Below are 23,226 nucleotides of genomic sequence, written 5' to 3'. Positions count from 1 at the left end.
TCCATAACTGACTCGTGTGGGCGAAATTCCGCGCCGTCCGGAACGGCTCATTGCGCCGCCCGGGGGCCCGGTCCGTAAACCGGCGTTCGGAACCTCGGAACGGGAAACGACCCCGAGGACACCGCGTTACGTCACTCGTTCGAGGGGTGTCCCGTTGTTTGCGAGACTTGCCGCGTGACAGAGACCACCCCCCGTCCCCAGGTCGTCGCGGTCGTCGGGGCCACGGCCACCGGCAAGTCCGAGCTCGGGATCGCGCTCGCCCGCCGGCTCGGCGGCGAGATCGTCAACGCCGACTCGATGCAGCTCTACCGGGGGATGAACATCGGCACGGCCAAACTGACGCCCGCGGAGCGGCAGGGCGTGCCGCACCACCTGCTCGACGTGTGGGACGTCACGGAGACCGCCAGCGTCGCCGCGTACCAGCGCCTGGCCCGCGCCGAGATCGACCGGCTCGGCGCCCTCGGCCGCACCGCGGTGCTCGTCGGCGGCTCCGGCCTGTACGTGCGCGGGGCCGTCGACGCGATGGACTTCCCCGGCACCGACCCCGCCGTCCGCGCCCGGCTGGAGGCGGAGCTGGCGGCCGGGGGGCCGGGGCCGCTGCACGCGCGCCTGGCCGCCGCCGACCCGGACGCCGCCGCCGCGATCCTGCCGGGCAACGGCCGCCGGATCGTCCGGGCCCTGGAGGTGATCGAGCTGACCGGCCGCCCCTTCACGGCCGGCCTCCCGGCGCACGAGTCGGTCTACGACACCGTCCAGATCGGCATCGCCGTGCCGCGGCCGGAACTGGCGGACCGGATCGAGCGGCGCGTGCACCGGATGTGGCGGGCCGGTCTGGTGGACGAGGTGCGGCGGCTGGAAGCGGAAGGGCTGCGTGAGGGCCGTACCGCCGCCAGGGCCCTGGGGTACCAGCAGGTGCTGGCGTTCCTCGCCGGCGAGTGCACGGAAGCGGAGGCCCGGGACGAGACCGTGAGGGCGACCCGGAGGTTCGCGCGGCGGCAGGAGACATGGTTCCGGCGCGACGCGCGCGTGCACTGGATCAGCGGCTCGGAGGCCGACCGTGACCGCCTTCCGGACACCGCGTGTGACCTACTCGAACGGTCGGTCACAGGCTGATCACGTCATGGCATCGGGACGCCTCGGTGGCACTGCGGGTGTTCCCCGCCGTGCCATCATCGAGGCGAGCTGGAAGCCTGAAAGTCGCCGGAGGTTGGGAGGGCACGTGGCTATGGAGGCCGGCCCTCGTGACAGTCGACGGGAGCCGCAGGACGACCGGATCGCCGGGCCCGTGGCAGAGCCCGCGGACGACCTCGCGGGGGATCTCACCGACGCGCCGGAGCCTGTGGGCCAGGAGTCCTTCCGCGAGCTGCGCCCGCCGCGGCTGCTCCGCTTCTGGCAGCTCGCCCCCATCGTCGCGCTGGCCGCGCTGGGCTCGCTGATGTTCGCGTTCCCGCTGGCCTTCGAGTTCGGCGGCGGCGGCCCCGTCGTGGCGATGCTCGGCCTGCTCATCAGTTGCTGTGCCGCCGGCTGGGCCATGATGGCCGCGCGCCGGGTGGGTCTCGCGCTGCCGGGGCTGCCGCGGCGCGGCTCGGGGCGGCGCGCGGACTGGCGGATCGCGCTGCTGTACGCGGTGGCGGTGGCGGCGGTCGTCGCGCTCGCCGTCTGGCGGGTGGCCCGGCTGGGCTGACCGGCGCCCGGGGCCCGGTCCCACCCCGTCGCCGGGGCGTTGTCGGCGCGGACGGTTACGATCACAGAGTGAGCACCGCGCGACTGCACTTCCTCAAGGGACACGGCACCGAGAACGACTTCGTGATCGTCCCGGACCCGGCCGGTCTCATCGACCTCTCCCCGGCCGCCGTGGCCCGGCTCTGCGACCGCCGGGCGGGCATCGGGGGTGACGGCCTGTTGCGGGTCGTGCGGTCCGACGCGCACCCGGAGGGGCGGCGGATGGCCGCCGACGCCGAGTGGTTCATGGACTACCGCAACGCGGACGGCAGCGTCGCCGAGATGTGCGGGAACGGGGTGCGGGTCTTCGCCCGCTATCTCCAGCACGCCGGGCTCGTGGAGAGCGGCGACCTGGCGGTCGGCACGCGCGCGGGGGTGCGGCGGGTCCACCTGGCGAAGGACGGTGACATCACGGTCGGCATGGGCCGGGCGGCGCTCGCGGCCGGGCCGGACGCCGAGGTGACGGTCACGGTGGGCGAGCGGAGCTGGCCCGCGCGCAATGTGGGCATGGGCAATCCGCACGCGGTGGCGTTCGTCGCCGACCTCGCGGACGCGGGGCGGCTGTACGAGGCGCCGGGTGTCGCGCCGGCGTCGGCGTATCCCCAGGGTGTGAACGTGGAGTTCGTCGTGGACCGCGGCCCGCGGCACGTGGCGATGCGGGTCCACGAGCGCGGCTCGGGTGAGACCCGCTCGTGCGGTACGGGCGCGTGCGCGGTGGCCGTCGCCGCCGCCCGCCGCGACGGGGTGGACCCGGCGGCGACGGGCCGCCCGGAGACGTACACCGTGGATGTGCCCGGTGGCCGCCTCGTGGTGACCGAACACCCCGACGGCGAGGTGGAGATGACGGGCCCGGCCCTCATCGTCGCCGAAGGCGACACGGCGGCCGGCTGGATCTAGCCGGCGGCGGCCGGCGCCCTGGCCCGTCCTGCTCCCCGGTCCTCTCCGGTCCGCGCTCCTCCGCCCGGCTACTCCTCCGCGTCGTCAGGCCGGCCCAGCATCCGGTTCGCGCACAGCCGCATCGACTCCTCGCGCACGCCCGCCAGCGCGGCCATCAGATGACCGTCCGGGCGGATGTAGAGGACCGTGTGCGGCGCCGCGCCCGGGTAGGTCTCCGCGACCAGCAGCCGGGCGCGGACGGGGAGTTCGCCCACGAGCCGCACCAGCTTCGGCATCAGCCCCGCCTGCATCCAGCGGCTGCGGTCCCAGACCCGGGTGCCGGGTGCGACCAGCACCACCAGGGGGTCGCCCCCCAGCCGTTCGGAGAGCCTGCCCGTCCAACCGTCCGGGGCGATCACTTGGACGTCGTCGACGAGAGCGCCGGGTGCCGTGCCCACCTCCACCGCCCCGTCCAGACCCGTCGGCGCCGTGGCATACACCGGCGGGCCGCCTATCCGGCCGCGGCCCAGGTGCCCGTCCGTCAGCAGCTCCGCCGCCGACTTGCCGCGCACCGCCGCCCGCAGGCCGCCGGCACGGCGCAGCAGCGGGCGGACCTGGTCGGCGGCGCGCAGCCGGGCGCTGATGGCGCCGCGGCGCTCGGTGACGTAGGTGTCGACGAGGTCGTCGCCGGAGTCGTCGCGTCCTGCCTGGTGCCAGACGCGGCCGAGCTTCCAGGCGAGGTTCTCGGCGTCGGCGAGGCCCTCGTCGAGTTGCTGGGTGCCCAGCGAGCCGACGAGGTGCGCGGCGTCCCCGGCGAGCAGCGTGCGACCGCGGCGCCAGCGGCGGGCGAGCCGGTGGTGGACGGTGTGCACGCCGGTGTCGAGGAGTTCGTACGAGGGGTGGCGGGTGCCCGTCCAGACGCGCAGGGTGGCCTCCAGCCGCGCGACGAGGGCCTCCGGGGTGACGACGCCGCCGCCGGGCGGCAGCAGCCAGTCCAGCCGCCACCGGTCGTCGCCGAGCGGTCTGGCGACGCACTCGGCGCCGGGTCCGCTGCGCGGGGTGCCGCGGTACAGCACGCCCTCGCCGGACCAGGGCAGGTCGGCCCGTACCGCGGCGACGGCGTGCCGCTCGACGGCCGTGCGGCCGGCGTACGGCACCTCCAGCAGCTTGCGCACGGTCGACCGGGCGCCGTCGCAGCCGACGAGCCAGCTCCCGCGCCACCAGGTCCCGGCCCGGGTGCGGACGTTGACGCCGTACGGCTCCTGCGTCAGCTCCGTCAGCCGGCTGCCGCGGAAGACCTCCACGTGGTGGGAGTTGTCGGCGAGCGCCGCCAGCGTGGTGGTCAGGGCGGACTGCGCGACGTGCAGCGGGGCGGGGCCCGCGGCCTCGCCGAACTCCACCCGCACCTGCGTCCGGCCGCCGCGCAGCACCCGCCAGCCTGCGAGCGGGGCGCCGTGCTCGCGGGTCTCCGCGGCGCCGAGGCGGTCGAGGAACGCGGTGGTGTGGGGGCGCAGCACGGCGGTACGGGCCGGGCGCGGTCCCGCGGGCCTGCCGTCCTCCTCGGCGTCGCCGGCGGGCCGGTCGTCGAGGAGGACGGTGGGGACCGCGTGCCGTGCCAGAGCCAACGACAGGGCGAGCCCGACCGGGCCCGCCCCGACGATGATCACCGGGTCCACGGTGATGCGCCTCCGGCGCCATGGTGCCTACGTACTAAGGGGTGGGGAGCCCGGTGCGCGATCACAGGGGGTATGCAACCCACTGCCGCACACCGCAGTCAAGCCGAGGGCTTCCGGCCGCCCCCTCGGGCTGCCTTCGAGCTACTTGCCGGCGTCTCTGCGACCGCCTCCACCGCCGGGATCGGCATCGCCCTTGAAGATCGCTGGAGGGACCCCGCCGGTCGCGATACCCACCCCGCCGTCTACGGCGCCGGTGCTCAGGTCGTCGACCTGCCCGACCCCGACCACCGCGCCGGTGGTCCGCTTGCCGCGCCGGACGACCTGCTCCAGCCAGCTCGCCAGCGACGTCAGGATGAAGTTCACGACGACGTAGATCGCCGCGACGACGATGAAGCTGGCGAAGACGTTGGAGTAGTTGGACGCCAGCGTGCGCCGCTCGACGAGCAGTTCGCTGAAGCCGATCATCGCGCCGCCGAGCGCGGTGTCCTTCACGATGACGACGAGCTGGCTGACGATCGCCGGCAGCATCGCCGTGACGGCCTGCGGCAGCAGCACGGAGCCCATCATCTGGCCCTTGCGCAGGCCGATGGCCTTGGCGGCCTCGGTCTGCCCGCGGGGCAGGGAGAGGATGCCCGCCCGGACGATCTCGGCGAGCACGGAGGAGTTGTAGAGCACGAGCCCGGTGACGACGGCGTACAGGGGACGCTCATCGCTGCTGATGTCGGTGTACTCGGAGTAGAACTGGTTCGCGAACAGCATCAGGAGCAGCACCGGGATGGCCCGGAAGAACTCCACGACCGCGCCCGCCGGCACCCGTACCCACGCGTGGTCGGAGAGCCGCGCTATGCCGAAGAGCGCGCCCAGCGGCAGTGCGATGAGGAGCGAGAGCCCGGCCGCCTTCAGCGTCTCGCCGAGGCCCGGCAGCAGGTAGGTGGTCCATGCCTGGGAATCCGTGAAGAACGGCTTCCACAGCACCCATTCGAGCTGGTTCTTCTCGTTCAGCTTGTCGATGACCCACCACACGCCGAGCGCCAGCACGACGAGGAAGACCACGGTGTAGACGACGTTGCGCCGCTTGGCCTTCGGGCCGGGGGCGTCGTAGAGAACGGAACTCATCGCTTGACCGCCACCTTCTTGCCGACCCAGCCGAGGAAGAGCCCGGTCGGCAGGGTCAGGACCAGGAAGCCGAGCGCGAAGATCGCCGAGATGAGGAGGAGCTGGGCCTCGTTCTCGATCATCTCCTTCATGAGGAGTGCCGCCTCGGCGACGCCGATCGCCGCCGCCACCGTGGTGTTCTTGGTGAGCGCGATGAGGACGTTCGTGAGCGGGCCGACGACCGACCGGAACGCCTGGGGCAGCACGATGAGCCCGAGGACCTGGGTGAAGCTCAGCCCGATGGCACGGGCGGCTTCCGCCTGTCCCACGGGCACGGTGTTGATGCCCGAGCGCAGCGCCTCACAGACGAACGCCGCGGTGTACGCGGACAGTCCGAGCACCGCCAGCCGGAAGAACTTGGAGTCGAAGTCGATGCCGGCACCCAGGGTGACGCCGAACACGTCGGAGAGGCCGAGGGCGCAGAAGACGATGATGACCGTGAGGGGGATGTTCCGGATGACGTTCACGTAGACGGTCCCGAAGCCCCGCATGAGCGGGACGGGGCTGACCCGCATGGCCGCCAGGATCGTTCCCCAGATGAGGGAGAAGAGACCGGACAGCAGGGTGAGCTTCACGGTGACCCAGAACGCGTCCAGAATCTGTGTGTCGTAATCGGAGATGATGTCCAACGTCAGTCCAGCGCTCTCGCCTTAAGTGGACGCGGTGGTGTCCCACCCGGGCCGGGCGGCACACCACCGCTCTGACAGTGCGGTCGCACCGCCGCCGGGGCGGCGGTGCGGCGGGGTCACTGCTTGATGTCGCCGATCTTCGGCGCGGGCTCGAAGTCGTAGTTCGCGGGGCCGAGGTTGGCGTCCATGAACTTCTCCCACGAACCGTCGGAGACCATCTTCTCCAGGGCCGCGTCGATGTCGGTCTTCATCTTCTCGTCGCCCTTTTTGATGCCGACGCCGTAGTTCTCGTTGCTCAGGTTGAGCCCGGCGAGCTTGAACTTGCCCTTGTTGGCTTCCTGGGCGGCGTAGCCGGCGAGGATGGAGTCGTCGGTGGTCAGGGCGTCGATCTGGCCGTTGGCGACGGCGTCGAGGCACTCGGAGTAGCCGGGTCGCTCGGCGAGCTGCGCCTTGGGCGCGATGGTGTCCTTGACGTTCTGCGCCGAGGTGGAGCCGGTGACCGAGCAGAGCGTCTTGCCGTTGAGGTCCTCGCCCTTGGTGATGTCGTCGTCGGCGCGGATCAGCAGGTCCTGGTGGGCCAGCAGGTACGGGCCGGCGAAGTCGACCTTCTGCTTGCGCTCGTCCGTGATCGAGTAGGTGGCGGCGATCATGTCGACGTCGCCGCGCTCCAGCATGGTCTCGCGGTCGGCACTGATCGCCTCCTTCCACTCGATCTGGTCCTCGGAGTAGCCGAGTTCCTTGGCCACGTACGTGGCGACGTCGACGTCGAAGCCCGAGTACGAGCCGTCGGGCTCCTTCAGCCCGAGGCCGGGCTGGTCGAACTTGATGCCGATGGTGATGGAGTCCTTGCCACCGCCGCCACCGTCACCGTTGTCGCCGCTGTCGTCGTCGGAGCCGCACGCGGCCGCGGTGACGGTGAGGGCGAGTGCGCAGGCAGCGGCCGCGCTGACCTTGCGAAGATTCATGGTGAGCATCCTTCTGTCTGGTGTGTTGCCGGCAGCTCAGTGGTGCAGGATCTTCGACAGGAAGTCCTTCGCCCGGTCGCTGCGAGGGTTGGTGAAGAACTGGTCGGGGGTCGTCTCCTCCACGATCTGGCCGTCGGACATGAAGACCACCCGGTTCGCCGCCGAGCGGGCGAAGCCCATCTCGTGCGTGACGACGACCATAGTCATACCGTCCCGGGCGAGTTGCTGCATTACCTCCAGCACCTCGTTGATCATCTCGGGGTCGAGGGCCGAGGTGGGCTCGTCGAAGAGCATCACCTTGGGCTCCATCGCCAGCGCGCGGGCGATCGCCACCCGCTGCTGCTGGCCGCCGGAGAGCTGCGCGGGGTACTTGTCCGCCTGGTTGCCGACGCCCACCCGGTCGAGCAGGGCCCTGGCGGAGGTCTCCGCGGCCGCCTTGTCCTTCTTGCGGACCTTGATCTGCCCGAGCATCACGTTCTGCAGCACGGTCTTGTGGGCGAAGAGGTTGAAGGACTGGAAGACCATGCCCACGTCGGCGCGGAGCTTCGCCAGCTCACGGCCCTCGGCGGGCAGGGGCTTGCCGTCCAGGGTGATGCGGCCGGAGTCGATCGGCTCCAGCCGGTTGATCGCGCGGCACAGCGTGGACTTCCCGGACCCGGACGGCCCGATGACGACGACGACCTCGCCGCGCGCGATCGTCAGGTCGATGTCCTGGAGCACGTGCAGCGCACCGAAATGCTTGTTGACGTTGTCCAGCACGACCAGCGGTTCGCCCGCCGCCGGGACGGCGTCCTTGGCCGTCGAAACCTCGGTCATCCGCGTCTTGCTCCGTCCTTTTCGGTTGCCTGGACCTTAGTGAGCAGCCGCGACCAGCGTCATCACATCTGAGGGGAAATTGAGCATAACGATCCGGCTGCAATCGGACACAATGGGCGGAATCGGGGCGCCGCTCTCCGTACCTGTCACACAACGGAAACCGCTGGGTGACCTGGCCGGACTTGACGCGGCAGGGCCGCATCCGCCTGTATTCGTGTGCGGGCTGAGACGATACGCGAGAGAGGGAACGGGAGGGTCGATGAGGCTGCTGCTCGTCGAGGACGACGACCACGTGGCCACCGCGCTCTCCGCGGTGCTGGCCCGGCACGGCTTCGAGGTGGGCATGGCCCACAGCGGCCAGGAGGCGCTGCAGGAGCTGCTCCACAGCGAGCTGGCCCCCTTCGACGTGGTCCTGCTGGACCTGGGGCTGCCCGACCAGGACGGCTTCGAGGTGTGCGGACGTATCCGCAAGCTGACCGGCACTCCCGTGATCATGGTGACCGCGCGCTCCGACGTCCGGTCCCGGATCCACGGGCTCAACCTGGGTGCCGACGACTATGTCGTCAAGCCGTACGACACGGGCGAGCTCCTCGCGCGCGTGCACGCCGTCGCCCGGCGCACGGCGGCGGCGGAGCCGGAGCCCGCCGCGGGGCCCGGCGGCGCGGGTCCCGCCGCGGCCGGCGAGCGGGCCGAGGAGACCGCGGCGCCGCTGGTCGTGGGCCCCGTGACGCTGGAGCCCCACTCCCGCAGGGTCAGCGTCGGCGGCGCGGAGGTGCAGCTCACCCGCAAGGAGTTCGACCTGCTCGCGCTGCTCGCGGCGCGTCCCGGAGTGGTGTTCCGGCGGGAGCAGATCATCAGCGAGGTGTGGCGCAGCAGTTGGGAGGGTACGGGCCGGACCCTGGAGGTCCACATCGCCTCCCTGCGCAGCAAGCTCGGCCTGCCCGCGCTCATCGAGACCGTGCGCGGCGTGGGCTATCGCCTCGTGCCCCCGCCGGGCGGCTGAGGCCCTCTCCTTATGCGTACCCGTCTGCTCCCCCTGCTCATCGTGCTCATGGCCGGCATGCTGCTCGCGCTCGGCTTCCCGCTGGCCGACCGCATCGCCGGGCAGGAGCAGCAGCGCGTGATCGTGGACCGGATCGACGACACCGCCCGCTTCGCGTCCCTCGCGCAGTACGTCGCCTCCCGCAACGAGGCCCGTCCGCCGGCCGAGGACGAGCGGCTGCGCGCGCTCCAGGAGGAGCTGCACCGGTACCACGACCTCTACGGCATCCGCGCCGGCGTCTACTACCGCGACCGCTCCGCGATGGCCGCCGCCCCCGCCGGCTGGCGGGCCATGGCCCGCGCCGAGGGCGACCGGGCCTTCTCGGAGTCCCTGGCGGGCCGCCGCAGCCACGACCCCCCGCAGGTCTGGCCCTGGCAGGACGACCGGCTGACCGTCGCCTCCCCGGTCGTACGGGACGGGGACGTGGTCGCCGTCGTGGTCACCGACTCGCCCACCGGGGCCATGCGCTCGCGCACGCTCACCGGCTGGCTCTGGCTCGGGGCCGGCATCGCCGCCGCGATGACGGTCGCGGTGGCGGCGGCGTACCGGCTGACCGGCTGGGTGCTCAGGCCCGTGCGCGTGCTCGACAAGGCCACCCACGACATCGCCACCGGCCGGCTGAAGTCCCGCGTCGCCGCCGCGGGCGGGCCGCCGGAGCTGCGCCGGCTCGCGGGGTCCTTCAACGAGATGGCGGACAACGTCGAGAGCGTCCTGGAGCAGCAGCGCACCTTCGTCGCGGACGCCTCCCACCAACTGCGCAACCCGCTGTCCGCTCTGCTGCTCCGCATCGAGCTGCTGCGCCTGGAGGCGCCGCAGGCCGCGGCCGAGATCGATTCGGTGCAGGCGGAGGGCGCCCGGCTGGCGCGGGTGCTGGACGACCTGCTGGATCTGGCGCTGGCCGAGCACTCCCCCGCCGACCTGCGGGTGACCGACGTGGCCCGGCTGGCGGCGGAGCGGGTCGCGAGCTGGCGCCCGCTGGCCGAGGGACAGGACGTACGGCTGTTCCTGTCCGGCGCCCCGGCCGTGACCGGCTGGGCGGACGAGGTCGCGCTGTCCAGCGCGCTGGACGCGGTGGTCGACAACGCCGTGAAGTTCTCGCCGCGGTGCGGCGAGGTGGAGGTGCGGGTGGACACGGCGGGCGACGAGGTGACGGTCGCCGTCGCCGACCGCGGGCCCGGGCTCACCGACGAGGAGCTGGGCCGCATCGGCGACCGCTTCTGGCGCAGCGGACGGCATCAGAACGTCTCCGGCTCGGGTCTCGGCCTGTCCATCGCCCGGGCGCTGCTGGCGGCGGGCGGGGGACGTATCTCGTATGAACGCAACGAGCCCGAGGGGCTCCGGGTGACGATCGCGGTGCCGCGCACGGCGCCGGAGGGCGGCGTGCGGGAGGGCGGTTAGGGCGCGCGGGGTGCGTCGCCGGAGTCCGCGGGCTCCGGGCCGGGGTTCGCGCCGGGTGGTGCGCTGGGGTGGCGCAGCAGCGCGCGGATCCGGGTCAGCCGGGCGGGGCCGCGGCGGCGCAGGGGGCGCTGCTCCTGGACGCGGGCGTCGACCTCGTAGCGGCGTACGTACGCGGAGAGGAACGCCTGGAGCGTCGCCGTCGCCGGGATCGCGATCAGCGCGCCCACCGCGCCGAGCAGCGCGGCGCCCGCGATGACGGAGCCGAAGGCCACGGCGGGGTGTATGTTCACGGTCTTCGCGGTGATCCGCGGCTGCAGCAGGTAGTTCTCGAGCTGCTGGTACAGGATCACGAACCCGATCAGCCACACCGCCGTCCACGGCCCGACGGTGAACGCCAGCAGGATGGGCAGCGCTCCGGCGATGTACGTGCCCACGGTCGGCACGAACTGCGAGACCACCCCCACCCACACCGCGAGCGCGGGCGCGTACGGCACGTCCAGAAGCAGCATCGCGATGTAGTGGGCGATGCCCGAGACGATGGCCATCAGGCCGCGCGAGTAGAGGTAGCCGCCGGTCTTGGCGACCGCGATCTCCCAGGCGCGCAGCACCTCTGCCTGCCGCGCAGGCGGCAGTACGGAGCAGATCGCGCGGCGCAGCCGCGGCCCCTCGGCGGTGAAGTAGAAGGCGAACAGCACTACGGTGAGCGCGGTGAAGAGGCCGCCGAGGACGGTGGTGGAGATGCCCCACACGTTGTCGGCGCTGCGCTGCAGGTAGTCGCGTACGACCTCGGACTTCAGGAAGTCCTGCTGGAGGTCGTCCACGCGCAGCTCGGTGCCGAACTGCTCGTTGATCCACTCGACGAGGGACTCGACGTAGGCGGGGAAGTTCTCGACGATCAGCCGGACCTGGTCGGCGACCAGCGACCCGAGGGCGGCGACGAACGCCGCGGCGGCCGCCAGCACCCCGAGGAAGACCAGCGCGGTGGCGGCGCCGCGGCGCATGCCGCGGGCCGCGAGCCGGTCGACGGCGGGCTCGCAGGCCAGCCCGATGAAGAAGGCCACCAGGATGTTGAGCAGCAGCCCGTACAGCTCGTGGAAGGCCCACTCGGCGACGTGGAAGCAGGCGAAGAGGGCCAGCGCGAGGACGATCGCGCGGGGCAGCCAGGGGGGCATGCGCTCGCGGGGGCTCGCGGGCGGGGTGCCGTCGCCCGGGGGCGTGCCGGGCGTGGAGGGGGCGTCCTGGGCGTCCGGGGCGGTGCGGGCGTCCGGGACCGGCGGGGTCTCTCGTGCGCGGGCGGTGCCGTCGGAAGCAGCCGATGATGCAGCCATGGACGAACAGTGTGGCCGACGTCCGCCGCGGCGGCGTCAGCGCATCTCCGCCGGGATGTCCATCGCCGCGCACACCCCGCGCCAGACGTCGCGCGCGTCCCACCCCGCGTCCAGCGCCTCGCGGACCGTACGCCCGCCCAGCTCGGACATCACGTGGTCGCGGGCGAAGGAGTCGACGTAGGGCTCGCCGAAGTAGTCGCGCATCCGCTGCCAGAAGACCGTCAACCGCATGCGTCCATTATCCCGCGCGTACGTGCACTTGAGAGTGCTCCCGGCCCGTTGGCCTCCCGGTCGGCCCCGCCGTGCTCGTAACGTCGCCCCATGGCTGACTCCCCGCAGGTCCGCGCCGCAGAGTTCATCTGGCTGACCGCCCGTGTACTGGAGCAGCGCCGGTTCGCGCACCACTTCGTGCCCGGCGCCGCCGACGCCGACGGGGTGGAGAAGGCGCTGGAGGCGTACCGGAACGCCGACGGCGGCTACGGGCACGCTCTCGACCCCGACCTGCGCGGTCCCGGCAGCCAGCCGCTGCACACGGCGCACGCGCTGCGGATCCTCGACTCCCTCGGCCGCTGCACCGGCCGCCGCGCGGAGGACGTCTGCCGCTACCTGACCGCCGTCTCCAACCACGACGGCGCCCTGCCCGCCGTGCACCCGTCGCTGCGCGGCTACCCGGCCGCGCCGTGGCTGCCGGTGCCCGCGGACCCGCCGAGCGCGCTGCTGACCACCGCGCCGGTCGTGGGACTGCTGCACCGCAACGACATCTGGCACGCCTGGCTTTTCCGCGCCACCGACTTCTGCTGGCACGCCGTGGAGACGCTGCGCGGCAGCCGTCCGTACGAGGCGGAGGCCGCGGTCGCCTTCCTCGACCACGTGCCCGACCGGCGGCGCGCCGAGGCCGCCGCGGAGCGGCTGGGCCGGCTGGTGCGCGCCGAGCGGCTGGTGCTGCTGGACCCGGCCCGGGCGCACGCGGAGCCGGCCGCGGAGGGCCACGCGCCGGGCGAGCACCACCATCCGCACGACTTCGCCAGGCGGCCCGCGTCGCTGGCGCGGCGGTGGTTCAGCGACGCGGAGATGGAGCGGTCGCTGGACTTCCTGGCGGCGAACCAGCGGGCGGACGGCGGCTGGCCGGTGGCGTGGCGGCGCTGGTCGCCGGGGGCGGAGCTGGAGGCGCGGCCGCTGGCGACGCTGGAGGCGCTGCTGACGCTGCGGGCGTACGGGCGGATCTGACGACACTCGGCGGCACGCGGAGAGGTGTGGGGGCGCACGGGGCGGACAGGGGCGTGCGGCGGAGGCCGGGGCGTGCGCGGGCACCGGCCCTTGTCGGCCCGCGCACGCCCCGGAGTCGGTCAGCCGGCCACGGCGCGTACCGCCGCGGTCACGACCACCGCGGCGGCCACCACGACCAGGAACGGCGCCCGCAGCAGCAGTGCGGCGCCGGCCGCCGCCAGTCCCGCGGCGCGGGCGTCGAGGACCAGCGCGGTGCCGTCGGCGAACGTCTGCTGCGCGGTGAGCGCCGCCAGCAGCGCGACGGGCAGCAGGGCGGCCAGGCGCCGGACGAGCGGGCGCTCCAGGGCGCCCGAGGGGACGGAGAGGCCGAGCAGCTTGACCGCGTAGCAGCCGGCGAAGGTGAGCCCGATCGCAAGCCAGGTGGTCACGCGGCACCCTCCGCCTCGCGCGCGTCCGTGCCGTCTGTGCGGTCCGTGCCGTCCGGAGGGTCACCCTGCGCGCGCCCGCGCGTGCGCCTCCCGTGCAGCGCCAGCACCAGCGGCGCCGCCAGCGCGGCGACCAGCACCGGCGTCCCGGCGGGCAGCGCCGGCAGCGTGCCGAGGACGAGCGCGACCGCGACGAGGGCGGTGGCCCGCTCCACGGTCCCCGTCAGCATCGGCCCCACCAGCGCCAGGAACACCGCGGGCCCGGCGGCGTCCAGGCCCCAGGCGGCGGTGTCGCCGATGGCTTCCGCACCGAGCACGCCGACGAGGGTGGTGACGTTCCAGCAGACGTAGAGGGTGAGTCCGGTGACGGCGAAGCCGATGCGCTGGGCGCGGCGGGTGGGCTGGGCGATGGTGACGACGGCCGTCTCGTCGATGACCCACTGGGCGGCGAGCGGCCGCAGCGCCCGGGGCAGCCGGAGCATGGGCGCCAGGCGCAGCCCGTAGAACGCGTTCCGTACGCCGAGGAAGAAGGCCCCGGCCGCGGCGGCGAAGGGGCCGCCGCCCGCGGCCACCGCACCGGCGAGGGCGAACTGCGAGGCGCCGGTGAAGATCAGCAGGCTCATGGCGCACGCCTGCGCGGCGCTGAGCCCGGCGCCGGCCGCGGTGACGCCGAACGCGAACCCGGAGAGCCCGACGGCGACCCCGACCCCGAGGCCGTCGCGCAGGGCGGTGCGGTCCTCGGGCGCGGGATCTGCGGTGGACGGAGGCTGTGCTTCTGTGGCCATGCGCCGGACGTTATGCGGCCGGGGTCCGACCGGTCTTGTACGTTCTTGCGCGACCCCGCCCACCCGGGCCCGCCCACGCGACCGCGTGACGCGCAGTCCCGCGCCACCCGGCCCGCTCAGCCCGTCCGTTCAGCCCGCCCGCTCCCGCCGGTACGCGCCCGGGGGCACGCCCACGATGCGGGTGAAGTGCCGGTTCAGATGCGGCTGGTCGGTGAACCCCACGGTCACCGCCGCCTCCGACGGCCGCAGCCCCTCGTCCAGCAGCCGCCGCGCGCGCCGTACCCGGGCGTCGGTCAGCCAGCGGTGCGGCGGCGTGCCGTACGCCTCCTTGAAGGCGCGCAGCAGCGCGAAGGGTGACGTGCCCAGCTCCGCCGCCAGCGCCTCCAGCGTCGGCGGCGCCGCCATCCGCTCGTAGAGCACCGCCCGCGCCCGCGCCGCGGTCCGCGCGCCCGCGGACGCCACCACGCGCCCCGGGAGCCGCGCGCCGTGGCGGCGCAGCAGGCGGGCCAGCACGACGCGCAGCACGCTGTCGGCGGCCAGCGGGTTGTCCTCCTCCGCGGCCCGGTGCACCTCGGTGATGAGGCGGGCGCCGCCGGGGTCGTCGACCATGGTCTCGCCGAAGCCCGCGGTGCCCCCGATGGCGGTGACCTCCGCCGCCACCTCGGCGACCAGGTCCGCGGTCGGGTAGAGCGTCGCGTACGACCAGCCCTCCGCGGCGCCCGCGCGGGCCGTGTGCGGCACCTCGGGGTTGATCATGACGACGGTGCCGGGGCCGGCGAGGAGCGTGCCGTCCGGCATCCCGACGGCCTCCACGCCTGCGGTGACGGCGCCGAAGACGTAGCCGTCGTGGGAGTGGGTGGGGAAGGTGTGCCCGACGTAGCGGGCGCGCAGCAGGTCGAGGCCGGGCAGGCTGGTGTAGCGCCAGTGCCGGGCCCACTCGCGATCGGCGTCGCCCGACGCCCGCGCCGTACGCGACCCCATGGGGACAAGTGTGCTGGGTGTCAGTGGTCGGGTGCACGATGGTTCACATGGCGAGATCGGTGCTGGAGACGTTCGACCCGGCGACGCGGGCATGGTTCGAGGGCGCCTTCGCCGCGCCCACGGCGGCCCAGGAGGGCGCCTGGCGGGCGCTGGGCGAGGGCTCCGACGTGCTGGTCGTGGCGCCCACGGGCTCGGGCAAGACGCTGGCGGCGTTCCTCTCCGCGCTCGACGGGCTGACGTCCGCCCCGCCGCCCGCGGAGGCGCGCAAGCGCTGCCGCGTGCTGTACGTGTCGCCGCTGAAGGCGCTGGCCGTGGACGTCGAGCGGAATCTGCGCAGCCCGCTCACGGGCATCCGCCAGGAGGCGGTCCGCCTCGGCCGGCCGGAGCCGGAGGTGCGGGTCGCGATCCGCTCCGGCGACACGCCCGCGGCCGAGCGCCGCTCGATCGCCAACCGTCCGCCGGACATCCTCATCACCACGCCCGAGTCGCTGTTCCTGATGCTCACGTCCGCCTCGCGGGACGCACTGGCCGGCGTGGAGACCGTGATCCTGGACGAGGTGCACGCCGTGGCGGGCACCAAGCGCGGCGCCCACCTGGCGCTCTCCCTGGAGCGGCTGGACGAGCTGCTGCCGCGGCCCGCGCGCCGCATCGGCCTGTCGGCGACGGTCCGGCCGGTGGAGGAGGTGGCGCGGTTCCTCTCCCCCGGGCGGCGGGTGGAGGTCGTGCAGCCGCCGTCGGAGAAGCGGTTCGACCTGTCGGTGGTCGTGCCCGTCGAGGACATGGGCGAGCTGGGCGGCTCGCCCGCGCAGGACGACGGCGCGGGAGGCGACCGGCCATCCATCTGGCCGCATGTGGAAGAGCGGATCGTCGACCTGGTGGAGGAGCACCGTTCGACGATCGTCTTCGCCAACTCGCGCCGGCTCGCGGAGCGGCTGTGCAACAGGCTGAACGAGATCGCGTACGAGCGCGCGGCCGGCGAGCCGATGGCGGAGGACGCGCCGCCGCCCGCCGAGATCATGGCCCAGTCCGGCGCGGCGCAGGGCGCGCCCGCGGTGATCGCCCGCGCGCACCACGGCTCGGTCTCCAAGGAGCAGCGGGCGCAGGTGGAGGAGGACCTGAAGGCCGGGCGGCTGCCCGCGGTGGTCGCCACCTCCAGCCTGGAGCTGGGCATCGACATGGGCGCGGTGGACCTGGTGGTGCAGGTCGAGTCGCCGCCGTCGGTGGCCTCCGGGCTGCAGCGGGTGGGCCGCGCGGGGCACCAGGTGGGCGCGGTCTCGCGCGGTGTGGTCTTCCCCAAGTACCGCGGTGACCTGGTGCAGTCCGCGGTGGTCACGGAGCGGATGCGCGAGGGCGCCATCGAGGCGCTGCGGATCCCGGCCAACCCGCTGGACGTACTGGCGCAGCAGATCGTCGCGATGACGTCCATGGATGTGTGGGACGTGGAGGAGCTGCTGGCGCTCGTGCGGCGGGCGGCGCCGTTCGCGGCGCTGCCGGAGTCGGCGTTCACGGCCGTGCTCGACATGCTCGCGGGACGCTATCCCTCCGACGCCTTCGCCGAGCTGCGCCCGCGCCTGGTGTGGGACCGGGTGGCGCAGACGGTCAAGGGCCGCCCCGGCGCGCAGCGGCTCGCCGTCACCTCCGGGGGCACGATCCCGGACCGCGGCCTCTTCGGCGTCTTCCTCGCCGGGGCCGACCCGAAGAAGGGCGGCGGCCGGGTCGGCGAGCTGGACGAGGAGATGGTCTACGAGTCGCGGATCGGGGACGTCTTCACGCTGGGCACCACGTCGTGGCGCATCGAGGACATCACCCGGGACCGGGTGCTGGTCTCCCCCGCGCCCGGGGTGCCGGGCCGGCTGCCGTTCTGGAAGGGCGACCAGCTCGGCCGGCCGCTGGAGCTGGGGCGGGCGCTGGGCGCGTTCCTGCGCGAGCTGAGCGGGATGGACCGGCAGGCGGCCCAGGAGCGGCTGCGGGCGGCGGGGCTGGACGCGTGGGCCGCGGGGAACGTGATCGCGTATCTGGAGGAGCAGCGCGCCGCCTGCGGGCACGTGCCGGACGACCGGACGATCGTCGTGGAGCGCTTCCGGGACGAGCTGGGCGACTGGCGGGTGGTGGTGCACTCGCCGTTCGGCGCGCAGGTGCACGCGCCGTGGGCGCTGGCGCTCGGCGCCCGGCTCACCGAGCGGTACGGGATGGACGCCCAGGTGATGCACGCCGACGACGGCATCGTGCTGCGACTGCCCGACACCGACCTGATGGGCCTCGACCTGCTGGACGTCGACCCGGCGGGCGGGGGCACGGCCGCGGACGCGGCCGGGGACGACGGGCAGTCGCCGGTCGGCGCGGCCGACGTCCTCTTCGACAAGGGCGAGGTCGACCAGGTCGTCACCGACCAGGTGGGCGGCTCGGCGCTGTTCGCCGCCCGGTTCCGCGAGTGCGCGGCGCGCGCGCTGCTGCTGCCCCGCCGCGACCCGCGCAAGCGCACGCCGCTGTGGCAGCAGCGGCAGCGCGCCTCCCAACTGCTCCAGGTGGCGAGCGAGTTCGGCTCGTTCCCGATCGTGCTGGAGGCGGTGCGCGAGTGCCTTCAGGACGTCTTCGACGTCCCGGGGCTCACCGAGCTGATGGGCGACGTCGAGAACCGCCGGGTGCGGCTGGTGGAGGTGACGACGCAGGAGCCGTCGCCGTTCGCCCGCTCGCTGCTCTTCGGCTACGTGGCGCAGTTCCTGTACGAGGGCGATTCGCCACTGGCCGAGCGCCGGGCGGCGGCGCTGTCGCTGGACTCCCGGCTCCTCGCCGAGCTGCTGGGGCAGGCGGAGCTGCGCGAGCTGCTGGACGCCGAGGTGCTGGCGGAGCTGGAGCGCGAGCTGCAGTGGCGTACGGACGACCGGCGGCTCAAGGACGCCGAGGGCGTCGCGGACGCGCTGCGCGTGCTCGGGCCGCTGACGGACGAGGAGCTGGCGGAGCGCGGCGCGGAGCCGGCCTGGGTGCGGGAGCTGGAGGGCGCGCGCCGGGCGATCCGGGTGCGGCTGGCGGGGACGGCGCACTGGGCGGCCGTCGAGGACGCCGGGCGGCTGCGGGACGCGCTGGGCACCGCGCTGCCGGTGGGCGTGCCGGAGGCGTTCACCGAGCCGGTGGCGGACCCGCTGGGCGACCTGCTGGCGCGCTTCGCGCGCACGCACGGCCCGTTCACCTCCGGGCAGGCCGCGGCGCACTTCGGCCTGGGTGCGGCGGTCACCGACGGCGCGCTGCACCGGCTGGCGGCGGCGGGCAGGACCGTACAGGGCGAGTTCCATCCGGCGGGCATCGGCCAGGAGTGGTGCGACGCCGGGGTGCTGCGGCGGCTGCGGCGCCGGTCGCTGGCCGCGCTGCGGGAGGAGCTGGAGCCCGTCGCCCCGGCCGCGCTCGCCGCGTTCCTGCCGCAGTGGCAGCACCTGGGCACGCACAGCCTCCGCGGTCTGGACGGCCTCGTCCGGGCGGTGGAGCAACTGCAGGGCGCGCCGGTGCCGGCGTCGGCGCTGGAGAAGCTGGTGCTGCCGTCGCGGGTCGCGGGGTACGTACCGACGATGCTCGACGAGCTGACGAACTCCGGGGAGGTGGTCTGGGCCGGCGCAGGTGCGCTGCCCGGCAAGGACGGCTGGATCTCCCTGTACCCCGCGGACTCCGCCCCGCTGCTGCTGCACGAGCCGCATCCGCTGGAGATCACGCCGCTGCACCAGGCGGTGCTGGCCGCGCTGACCGGCGGGTACGGGCTGTTCTTCCGGCAGATCGCCGAGCAGGTGCGCGCGACGCACCCGGACGCCACCGACGCGCAGCTCGCCGACGCCGTCTGGGACCTGGCCTGGTCCGGGCGGCTGACGAACGACACCCTGGGACCGCTGCGCGCCCTCCTCGGCTCGGGCCGCACCGCGGGCGCCACCGCGCACCGCGCGAAGCGGCCCACGCCGCGCGGGCGTTACGGCAGCCTGGCGGTCGCGGGCGCCGCGCGCACGGCGTCGCGGAACGGGCCGCCGACGGTCTCCGGCCGCTGGTCGCTGCTGCCCGAACGCGAACCGGACACCACGCACCGCGCGCACGCGCTGGCCCGCACGCTGCTCGACCGGCACGGCGTCGTCACGCGCGGCGCGGTGGCGGCGGAGGGGGTGGAGGGCGGCTTCGCGGCGGCGTACCGGGTGCTGTCGGCGTTCGAGGAGACGGGTCAGGCCCGCCGCGGGTACGTGGTGGAGGGGCTGGGCGCCGCGCAGTTCGCGATGGACGGCGCCGTGGACCGGCTGCGGGCGGTGGCCACGTCGCGGGAGCGCGGGGCTGTGGAAGCCGCGGCGGCGGGGCAGGCAGGGCAGGTGGGGGACGACGGTTTCGTGGACGAGGAGGGGCCGGCCGGTCCGTACGGCGGGCACACGCTGGGCGGCGGCCGCCCGCGCGGCGGCGGCCCGCGGGCGTACGGCGCCGGTGGGGCCGGGCGCGGCGGGCAGCGGGCGCTGGTGCTGGCCGCGGCGGACCCGGCGAACGCGTACGGGGCGGCCCTGCCCTGGCCCGAGCCCCCGCCCGGCACGACGCACAAGCCCGGCCGGAAGGCCGGTGCGCTGGTGGTGCTGGTGGACGGCGACCTCGCGCTGTACGTGGAGCGCGGCGGGCGCACGCTGCTGGCCTGGCCCCCGGCGGACGACCCCCGCCTCGCCGCCGCGGCCGACGCGCTCGCAGCGGCGGCCCGCGGCGGCGCCCTGGGCCGTACGGCGACGGTGGAACGCATCAACGCGACCGCGGCCCTGGACTCCCCCCTGGGCACGCTCCTGGAGCGGTCCGGCTTCCTGGCCACCCCCCGCGGCCTGCGCATCCGCTCCTGACGGCGGGAGCGGGGTGCGGCGGCCGGACCCGGCCGGGCCCGGAGCCGGCCACCGGCCCCCGCCCAAGGGGCGCGCCGTGCCCGGGCGCTCCGGGCCTACTCCACCTGCCCGTTCAGATACGCCAGCACCGCCCGCACCCTGCGGTTGTCGTCGTCCGACGGGGGCAGGTCCAGCTTCGCGAAGATGCTCGTCGTGTACTTGCTCACCGCGCCCTCGGAGAGGAAGAGCTGACGCGCGATCGCCGTGTTCGAGCGGCCCTCCGCCATCCCCGCCAGCACCTCCCGCTCGCGCGGCGTCAGCCGCCCCAGCGGCTCGTCCCGCGCGTTGCTCGCCAGCAGCTTCGCGATGACCTCCGGGTCCATCGCCGTGCCGCCCTCGGCCACCCGCCGCACCGAGTCCACGAACTGCCGCGCCGCGAACACCCGGTCCTTCAGCAGGTACCCCACCGCCCCGCGGCCGTCGGCAAGCAACTCCCGTGCGTACAACTGCTCCACGTGCTGCGACAGGATCAGCACCGGCAGGTCGGGACGCTCCCGGCGGGCCGCCAGCGCCGCCTGCAGCCCCTCGTCCGTGAACGTCGGCGGCAGCCGGATGTCGACCACCGCCACGTCCGGCCGCTCGGCGCGCAGCGCCGCCAGCAGCTCGTCCCCGGACTCGACCGCCGCGCAGATCTCCATGCCGTGCGCCTGGAGCAGCCGCGTCAGCCCGTCCCGCAGCAGGTACTGGTCCTCCGCCAGGACGACTCGCACTGTCCCGCTCCTCTCCGCCCCGTCACCCGGGACGGCCGCGCGTCCCCCCGTCAACACCGCTGCGCCGAGCCGGTCTTCCGCCACCGCCGCAGCAGCGGCGGCACCCCGCTCAGACCCAGCGCCACCATCGCCAGCACCGTCGGCCAGCGCAGCGGCTCCGGCATGTACAGCGCCAGGAACCACGACCTGTTGTCCGTGCCGAAGATCAGCAGCAGCCCCGCGACCAGCCCCTGCGGGAACAGCGCGACGGAACACAGTACCGGTGCCAGCGCCGTCAGCCACAGCTCCCCGCGCCCGGCGGCCGCTCCCCGCGCCGCACCCGGAGCGGCGTCGTCCGGCTCGCAGCACTCCTCCCCCAGCGGGCAGGGGATCTCCACCGCGACCGTCGTCGGCCCGCCCTCGGGGCTGCTGATCGCCAGCACCCCGTCGAACGGCTTGATCCGCCGCTCCACGCCCCGCAGCCCGCCACCCGTCACCGGCAGCGCGCCCCCGCGCCCGTCGTCGGTGACCGTCGCACGCAGCACGCCGTCGCGGTGCCACAGGTCGATGTCCACCCGGTCCGCGCCCGCGTGCTTGCCCGCGTTGGCGAGAAGCTCCGCCACCGCGAAGTACGCCGCCGACTGCACCGGGTCCGGCAGTTGCCCGCGCAGGTCGACCTCGACCCGTACCTCCAGCGCGCTGTCCAGCGCCAGCGCCCGTACGGCGTCGCCCAGCCCCCGCTCCGCGAGCACTGGCGGGTGGATGCCCCGTACGAGACCGCGCAGCTCCTGCAGCACCATGGACGACGACTCCTGCGCCTGCCGCAGCAGCGCCTTCGCCGCCGCCGGGTCGTCGTCGACCAGCTCCTCCGCCGCCGAGACCGTCATGCCGAGGGCGACGAGCCGGGCCTGCGGCCCGTCGTGCAGGTCCCGCTCGATGCGCCGCACCTCCGCCGCCTGCCAGTCGGTGGCCGCCGTACGCTTCCGGTCCAGCTCGGCGACCTGCAGCGCCAGCTCGGACGCCCGCGTCGGCGCCAGCAGCATCCGCGTCCAGCGCGCGTGCAGGGCCATCGACCGCGGCCCGGCCCACAGCCCGAGCACGAAGAGCGCCGTGCCCACGGGCACGAGCGCCAGGGCGGTGCCCTGCGAGGCGACCTCGACGCCCGCGTAGTGCCCGAGGGTGTCCCCCGGGTACGACGGGTCCCACAGCAGCGGCAGCGCCATGCCGGCCAGCCCGTAGCCGACGGCGAACAGCGGCAGCGCCGCCATCGCGAACCCGACGACCGGGTCGGCGACCAGCCACAGCGTGTCCCGCCAGGTCGCGCGGTCGGAGAGCAGCCGGTGCACGCGCTCGAAGAACTCCGGCAGGGCGGGGCTGCGGTAGCTGATGCCCAGGTGGCGGTAGCGCCCGTCGGGACCGGGCCGCGGATGCGGCGGCGCGGGCAGGTACGGCGTGGGGATCGGACGTCCCGTCCAGCGGCCGTGCACGGCCCGCGCCAGGTTGGCGACGCCGCGGGTGAGGCCGACGGCCCAGGGGAAGACGAACATCAGCCCCAGGCCGAAGGCGAGCACGAGCGAGGCGAGCATGACGGCCTGCACCAGGGTCACCAGCGGGGCGAGCGCCACCAGCACGAGGGCGCGCCCCAGCGCGGTCGCGTACCGCCGTGGCCTGCCCATCCCGCCTCCTTCTTCCGTCCTCATCATGCCGCCCATCGTGTCCCGGGCGGCAGCCCGGGCACCGCCCCCGCAGCCCCCGGACCAGGGTGGGCCTATCCCCACCCGGTACGCCGGGGGCGTACGCCCCGCGCCTGGCACGATGGGTACGTGCCCGAAGGAGACACCGTCTGGCGCACCGCCCGCCTGCTGCACGAGGCGCTGGCGGGCCGCCGGCTGACCCGCTGCGACCTGCGCGTGCCCACGCTCGCCACGGCCGACCTCACCGGCCGCGAGGTCACCGAGGTCGTCCCGCGCGGCAAGCACCTGCTGACGCGCGTCGAGGGCGGCCTCACGCTCCACTCGCACCTGCGGATGGAGGGCGCCTGGATCACGTACGCGGACGGGGAGCGGTGGCGCGGCGGGCCGGGCCACCAGATCCGGGCCGTCCTCGGCAACGCCGACCGCACCGCGGTCGGCTACCGCCTGCCCGTGCTGGAGCTGCTGCGCACCGCCGCCGAGGACCGGATCGTCGGCCACCTCGGCCCCGATCTGCTCGGCCCCGACTGGGACCCGGCCGAGGCGGAGCGCCGGCTGCTCGCCGACCCCGCCCGCCCGCTCGGCGAGGCCCTGCTCGACCAGCGCAATCTCGCCGGGATCGGCAACGTCTACAAATCGGAGCTGTGCTTCCTCGCCGGCGTCAGCCCGTACGCACCGGTCGCCGCGCTCCCCGAGCCCGCCCGGCTCATGGCCGCCGCGCGGCGGCTGCTGGAGGCGAACCGGGACCGCGTGGCCCGGACGACGACGCCTTCCCGGCGCCCCGACCGGCGGCTGTGGGTCTACGGCCGCGGCGGGCGGCCGTGCCTGCGCTGCGGGACGGCGGTGCGCAAACGGGCGCAGGGGGAGACGGCGGACGAGCGCGTGACGTACTGGTGCCCGCGCTGCCAGCCGGGCGGGTGACCGCGGCCACGGCCCGTACGCCC

At 74.6% G+C, this 23,226-nt stretch carries 20 protein-coding genes; 8 read left to right on the top strand and 12 right to left on the bottom strand.

Going from position 1 to position 23,226, the window contains the following annotated elements; translation table 11 throughout:
* Positions 1-174 precede the first annotated feature (174 nt).
* The 3 genes from miaA (at position 175) to dapF (ending at position 2,619) form a co-directional block, all read left to right on the top strand.
* Positions 175-1,113 carry a tRNA (adenosine(37)-N6)-dimethylallyltransferase MiaA gene (miaA, locus tag DMB38_RS28055; protein ID WP_125937477.1) on the top strand — a complete coding sequence of 313 codons (939 nt, stop codon included), beginning with the start codon at positions 175-177 and terminating at the stop codon, positions 1,111-1,113.
* 112 nt (positions 1,114-1,225) lie between these two features.
* A complete protein-coding gene (locus DMB38_RS28050; protein ID WP_164716222.1) occupies positions 1,226-1,684 on the top strand; it encodes a hypothetical protein in 459 nt (152 codons plus the stop codon).
* Positions 1,685-1,752: 68 nt separating this feature from the next.
* Complete coding sequence (gene dapF / locus DMB38_RS28045; protein WP_125937476.1) at positions 1,753-2,619, top strand: diaminopimelate epimerase; 867 nt, start codon at positions 1,753-1,755, stop codon at positions 2,617-2,619.
* A 68-nt stretch (positions 2,620-2,687) separates the two neighbouring features.
* Here the strand turns inward: dapF and DMB38_RS28040 are convergent, their stop codons facing one another.
* From DMB38_RS28040 to DMB38_RS28020, 5 genes are all read right to left on the bottom strand, one after another.
* Positions 2,688-4,274, bottom strand: coding sequence for an FAD-dependent monooxygenase (locus tag DMB38_RS28040; protein WP_125937475.1), 1,587 nt, complete (start codon positions 4,272-4,274; stop codon positions 2,688-2,690).
* Between the two features lie 141 nt (positions 4,275-4,415).
* Positions 4,416-5,390 (bottom strand): amino acid ABC transporter permease, encoded by a 975-nt coding sequence (locus DMB38_RS28035; RefSeq protein ID WP_125937474.1) that lies wholly within the window; start codon positions 5,388-5,390, stop codon positions 4,416-4,418.
* Positions 5,387-6,058, bottom strand: a complete 672-nt coding sequence (locus tag DMB38_RS28030; RefSeq protein WP_047018439.1) for an amino acid ABC transporter permease — start codon at positions 6,056-6,058, stop codon at positions 5,387-5,389. The genes DMB38_RS28035 and DMB38_RS28030 overlap by 4 nt, the downstream gene beginning before the upstream one ends.
* Before the next feature lie 116 nt (positions 6,059-6,174).
* Complete coding sequence (locus tag DMB38_RS28025; RefSeq protein WP_047018438.1) at positions 6,175-7,023, bottom strand: glutamate ABC transporter substrate-binding protein; 849 nt, start codon at positions 7,021-7,023, stop codon at positions 6,175-6,177.
* A gap of 36 nt (positions 7,024-7,059) precedes the next feature.
* Positions 7,060-7,839 (bottom strand): amino acid ABC transporter ATP-binding protein, encoded by a 780-nt coding sequence (locus DMB38_RS28020; RefSeq protein ID WP_125937473.1) that lies wholly within the window; start codon positions 7,837-7,839, stop codon positions 7,060-7,062.
* Positions 7,840-8,098: 259 nt separating this feature from the next.
* Here DMB38_RS28020 and DMB38_RS28015 point away from each other — a divergent pair, with 259 nt between their 5' ends.
* Both DMB38_RS28015 and DMB38_RS28010 read left to right on the top strand, forming a co-directional pair.
* A complete protein-coding gene (locus DMB38_RS28015; RefSeq protein ID WP_125937472.1) occupies positions 8,099-8,842 on the top strand; it encodes a response regulator transcription factor in 744 nt (247 codons plus the stop codon).
* Positions 8,843-8,854: 12 nt separating this feature from the next.
* The gene (locus DMB38_RS28010) at positions 8,855-10,279 is read left to right on the top strand and encodes a HAMP domain-containing sensor histidine kinase (RefSeq protein WP_125937471.1); all 1,425 of its coding nucleotides are present in this window, start codon (positions 8,855-8,857) and stop codon (positions 10,277-10,279) included.
* Here DMB38_RS28010 and DMB38_RS28005 read toward each other — a convergent pair.
* Together DMB38_RS28005 and DMB38_RS28000 are read right to left on the bottom strand one after the other, a co-directional pair.
* Complete coding sequence (locus DMB38_RS28005; protein ID WP_240662505.1) at positions 10,276-11,607, bottom strand: AI-2E family transporter; 1,332 nt, start codon at positions 11,605-11,607, stop codon at positions 10,276-10,278. The two genes, DMB38_RS28010 and DMB38_RS28005, sit on opposite strands and share 4 nt — an antisense overlap.
* A gap of 36 nt (positions 11,608-11,643) precedes the next feature.
* Positions 11,644-11,838, bottom strand: a complete 195-nt coding sequence (locus DMB38_RS28000; protein WP_027752675.1) for a DUF3046 domain-containing protein — start codon at positions 11,836-11,838, stop codon at positions 11,644-11,646.
* 90 nt (positions 11,839-11,928) lie between these two features.
* On the opposite strand from DMB38_RS28000, the gene DMB38_RS27995 reads away from it, so the two are divergent.
* Positions 11,929-12,834: a hypothetical protein gene (locus tag DMB38_RS27995; RefSeq protein WP_125937470.1), complete on the top strand. Its 906-nt coding sequence runs from the start codon at positions 11,929-11,931 to the stop codon at positions 12,832-12,834.
* A gap of 119 nt (positions 12,835-12,953) precedes the next feature.
* Here DMB38_RS27995 and DMB38_RS27990 read toward each other — a convergent pair whose 3' ends face one another.
* The 3 genes from DMB38_RS27990 to DMB38_RS27980 form a co-directional block, all read right to left on the bottom strand.
* The gene (locus DMB38_RS27990; RefSeq protein ID WP_047018432.1) at positions 12,954-13,262 is read right to left on the bottom strand and encodes an AzlD domain-containing protein; all 309 of its coding nucleotides are present in this window, start codon (positions 13,260-13,262) and stop codon (positions 12,954-12,956) included.
* A complete protein-coding gene (locus DMB38_RS27985; protein WP_125937469.1) occupies positions 13,259-14,044 on the bottom strand; it encodes an AzlC family ABC transporter permease in 786 nt (261 codons plus the stop codon). The genes DMB38_RS27990 and DMB38_RS27985 overlap by 4 nt, the downstream gene beginning before the upstream one ends.
* A 129-nt stretch (positions 14,045-14,173) precedes the next feature.
* Positions 14,174-15,025 carry an AraC family transcriptional regulator gene (locus tag DMB38_RS27980; protein WP_125937468.1) on the bottom strand — a complete coding sequence of 284 codons (852 nt, stop codon included), beginning with the start codon at positions 15,023-15,025 and terminating at the stop codon, positions 14,174-14,176.
* Positions 15,026-15,072: 47 nt separating this feature from the next.
* On the opposite strand from DMB38_RS27980, the gene DMB38_RS27975 reads away from it, so the two are divergent.
* A complete protein-coding gene (locus DMB38_RS27975) occupies positions 15,073-19,863 on the top strand; it encodes an ATP-dependent helicase (protein ID WP_125937467.1) in 4,791 nt (1,596 codons plus the stop codon).
* A 95-nt stretch (positions 19,864-19,958) separates the two neighbouring features.
* On the opposite strand, the gene DMB38_RS27970 is transcribed toward DMB38_RS27975, so the two are convergent.
* Both DMB38_RS27970 and DMB38_RS27965 read right to left on the bottom strand, forming a co-directional pair.
* The gene (locus DMB38_RS27970; protein ID WP_047018428.1) at positions 19,959-20,612 is read right to left on the bottom strand and encodes a response regulator transcription factor; all 654 of its coding nucleotides are present in this window, start codon (positions 20,610-20,612) and stop codon (positions 19,959-19,961) included.
* A 50-nt stretch (positions 20,613-20,662) separates the two neighbouring features.
* Complete coding sequence (locus DMB38_RS27965) at positions 20,663-22,267, bottom strand: sensor histidine kinase (RefSeq protein ID WP_125937466.1); 1,605 nt, start codon at positions 22,265-22,267, stop codon at positions 20,663-20,665.
* A 147-nt stretch (positions 22,268-22,414) separates the two neighbouring features.
* Here DMB38_RS27965 and DMB38_RS27960 point away from each other — a divergent pair, with 147 nt between their 5' ends.
* On the top strand, positions 22,415-23,203 hold the full coding sequence (locus tag DMB38_RS27960; protein WP_125937465.1) for a DNA-formamidopyrimidine glycosylase family protein: 789 nt from the start codon (positions 22,415-22,417) through the stop codon (positions 23,201-23,203).
* The last annotated feature ends 23 nt before the right edge of the window (positions 23,204-23,226 follow it).

The organism is Streptomyces sp. WAC 06738 (assembly GCF_003945505.1).
GTDB lineage: Bacteria > Actinomycetota > Actinomycetes > Streptomycetales > Streptomycetaceae > Streptomyces.
The sequence above is the reverse complement of the archived record's forward strand: the minus strand, read 5'-3'. Positions and strand labels throughout refer to the sequence as shown.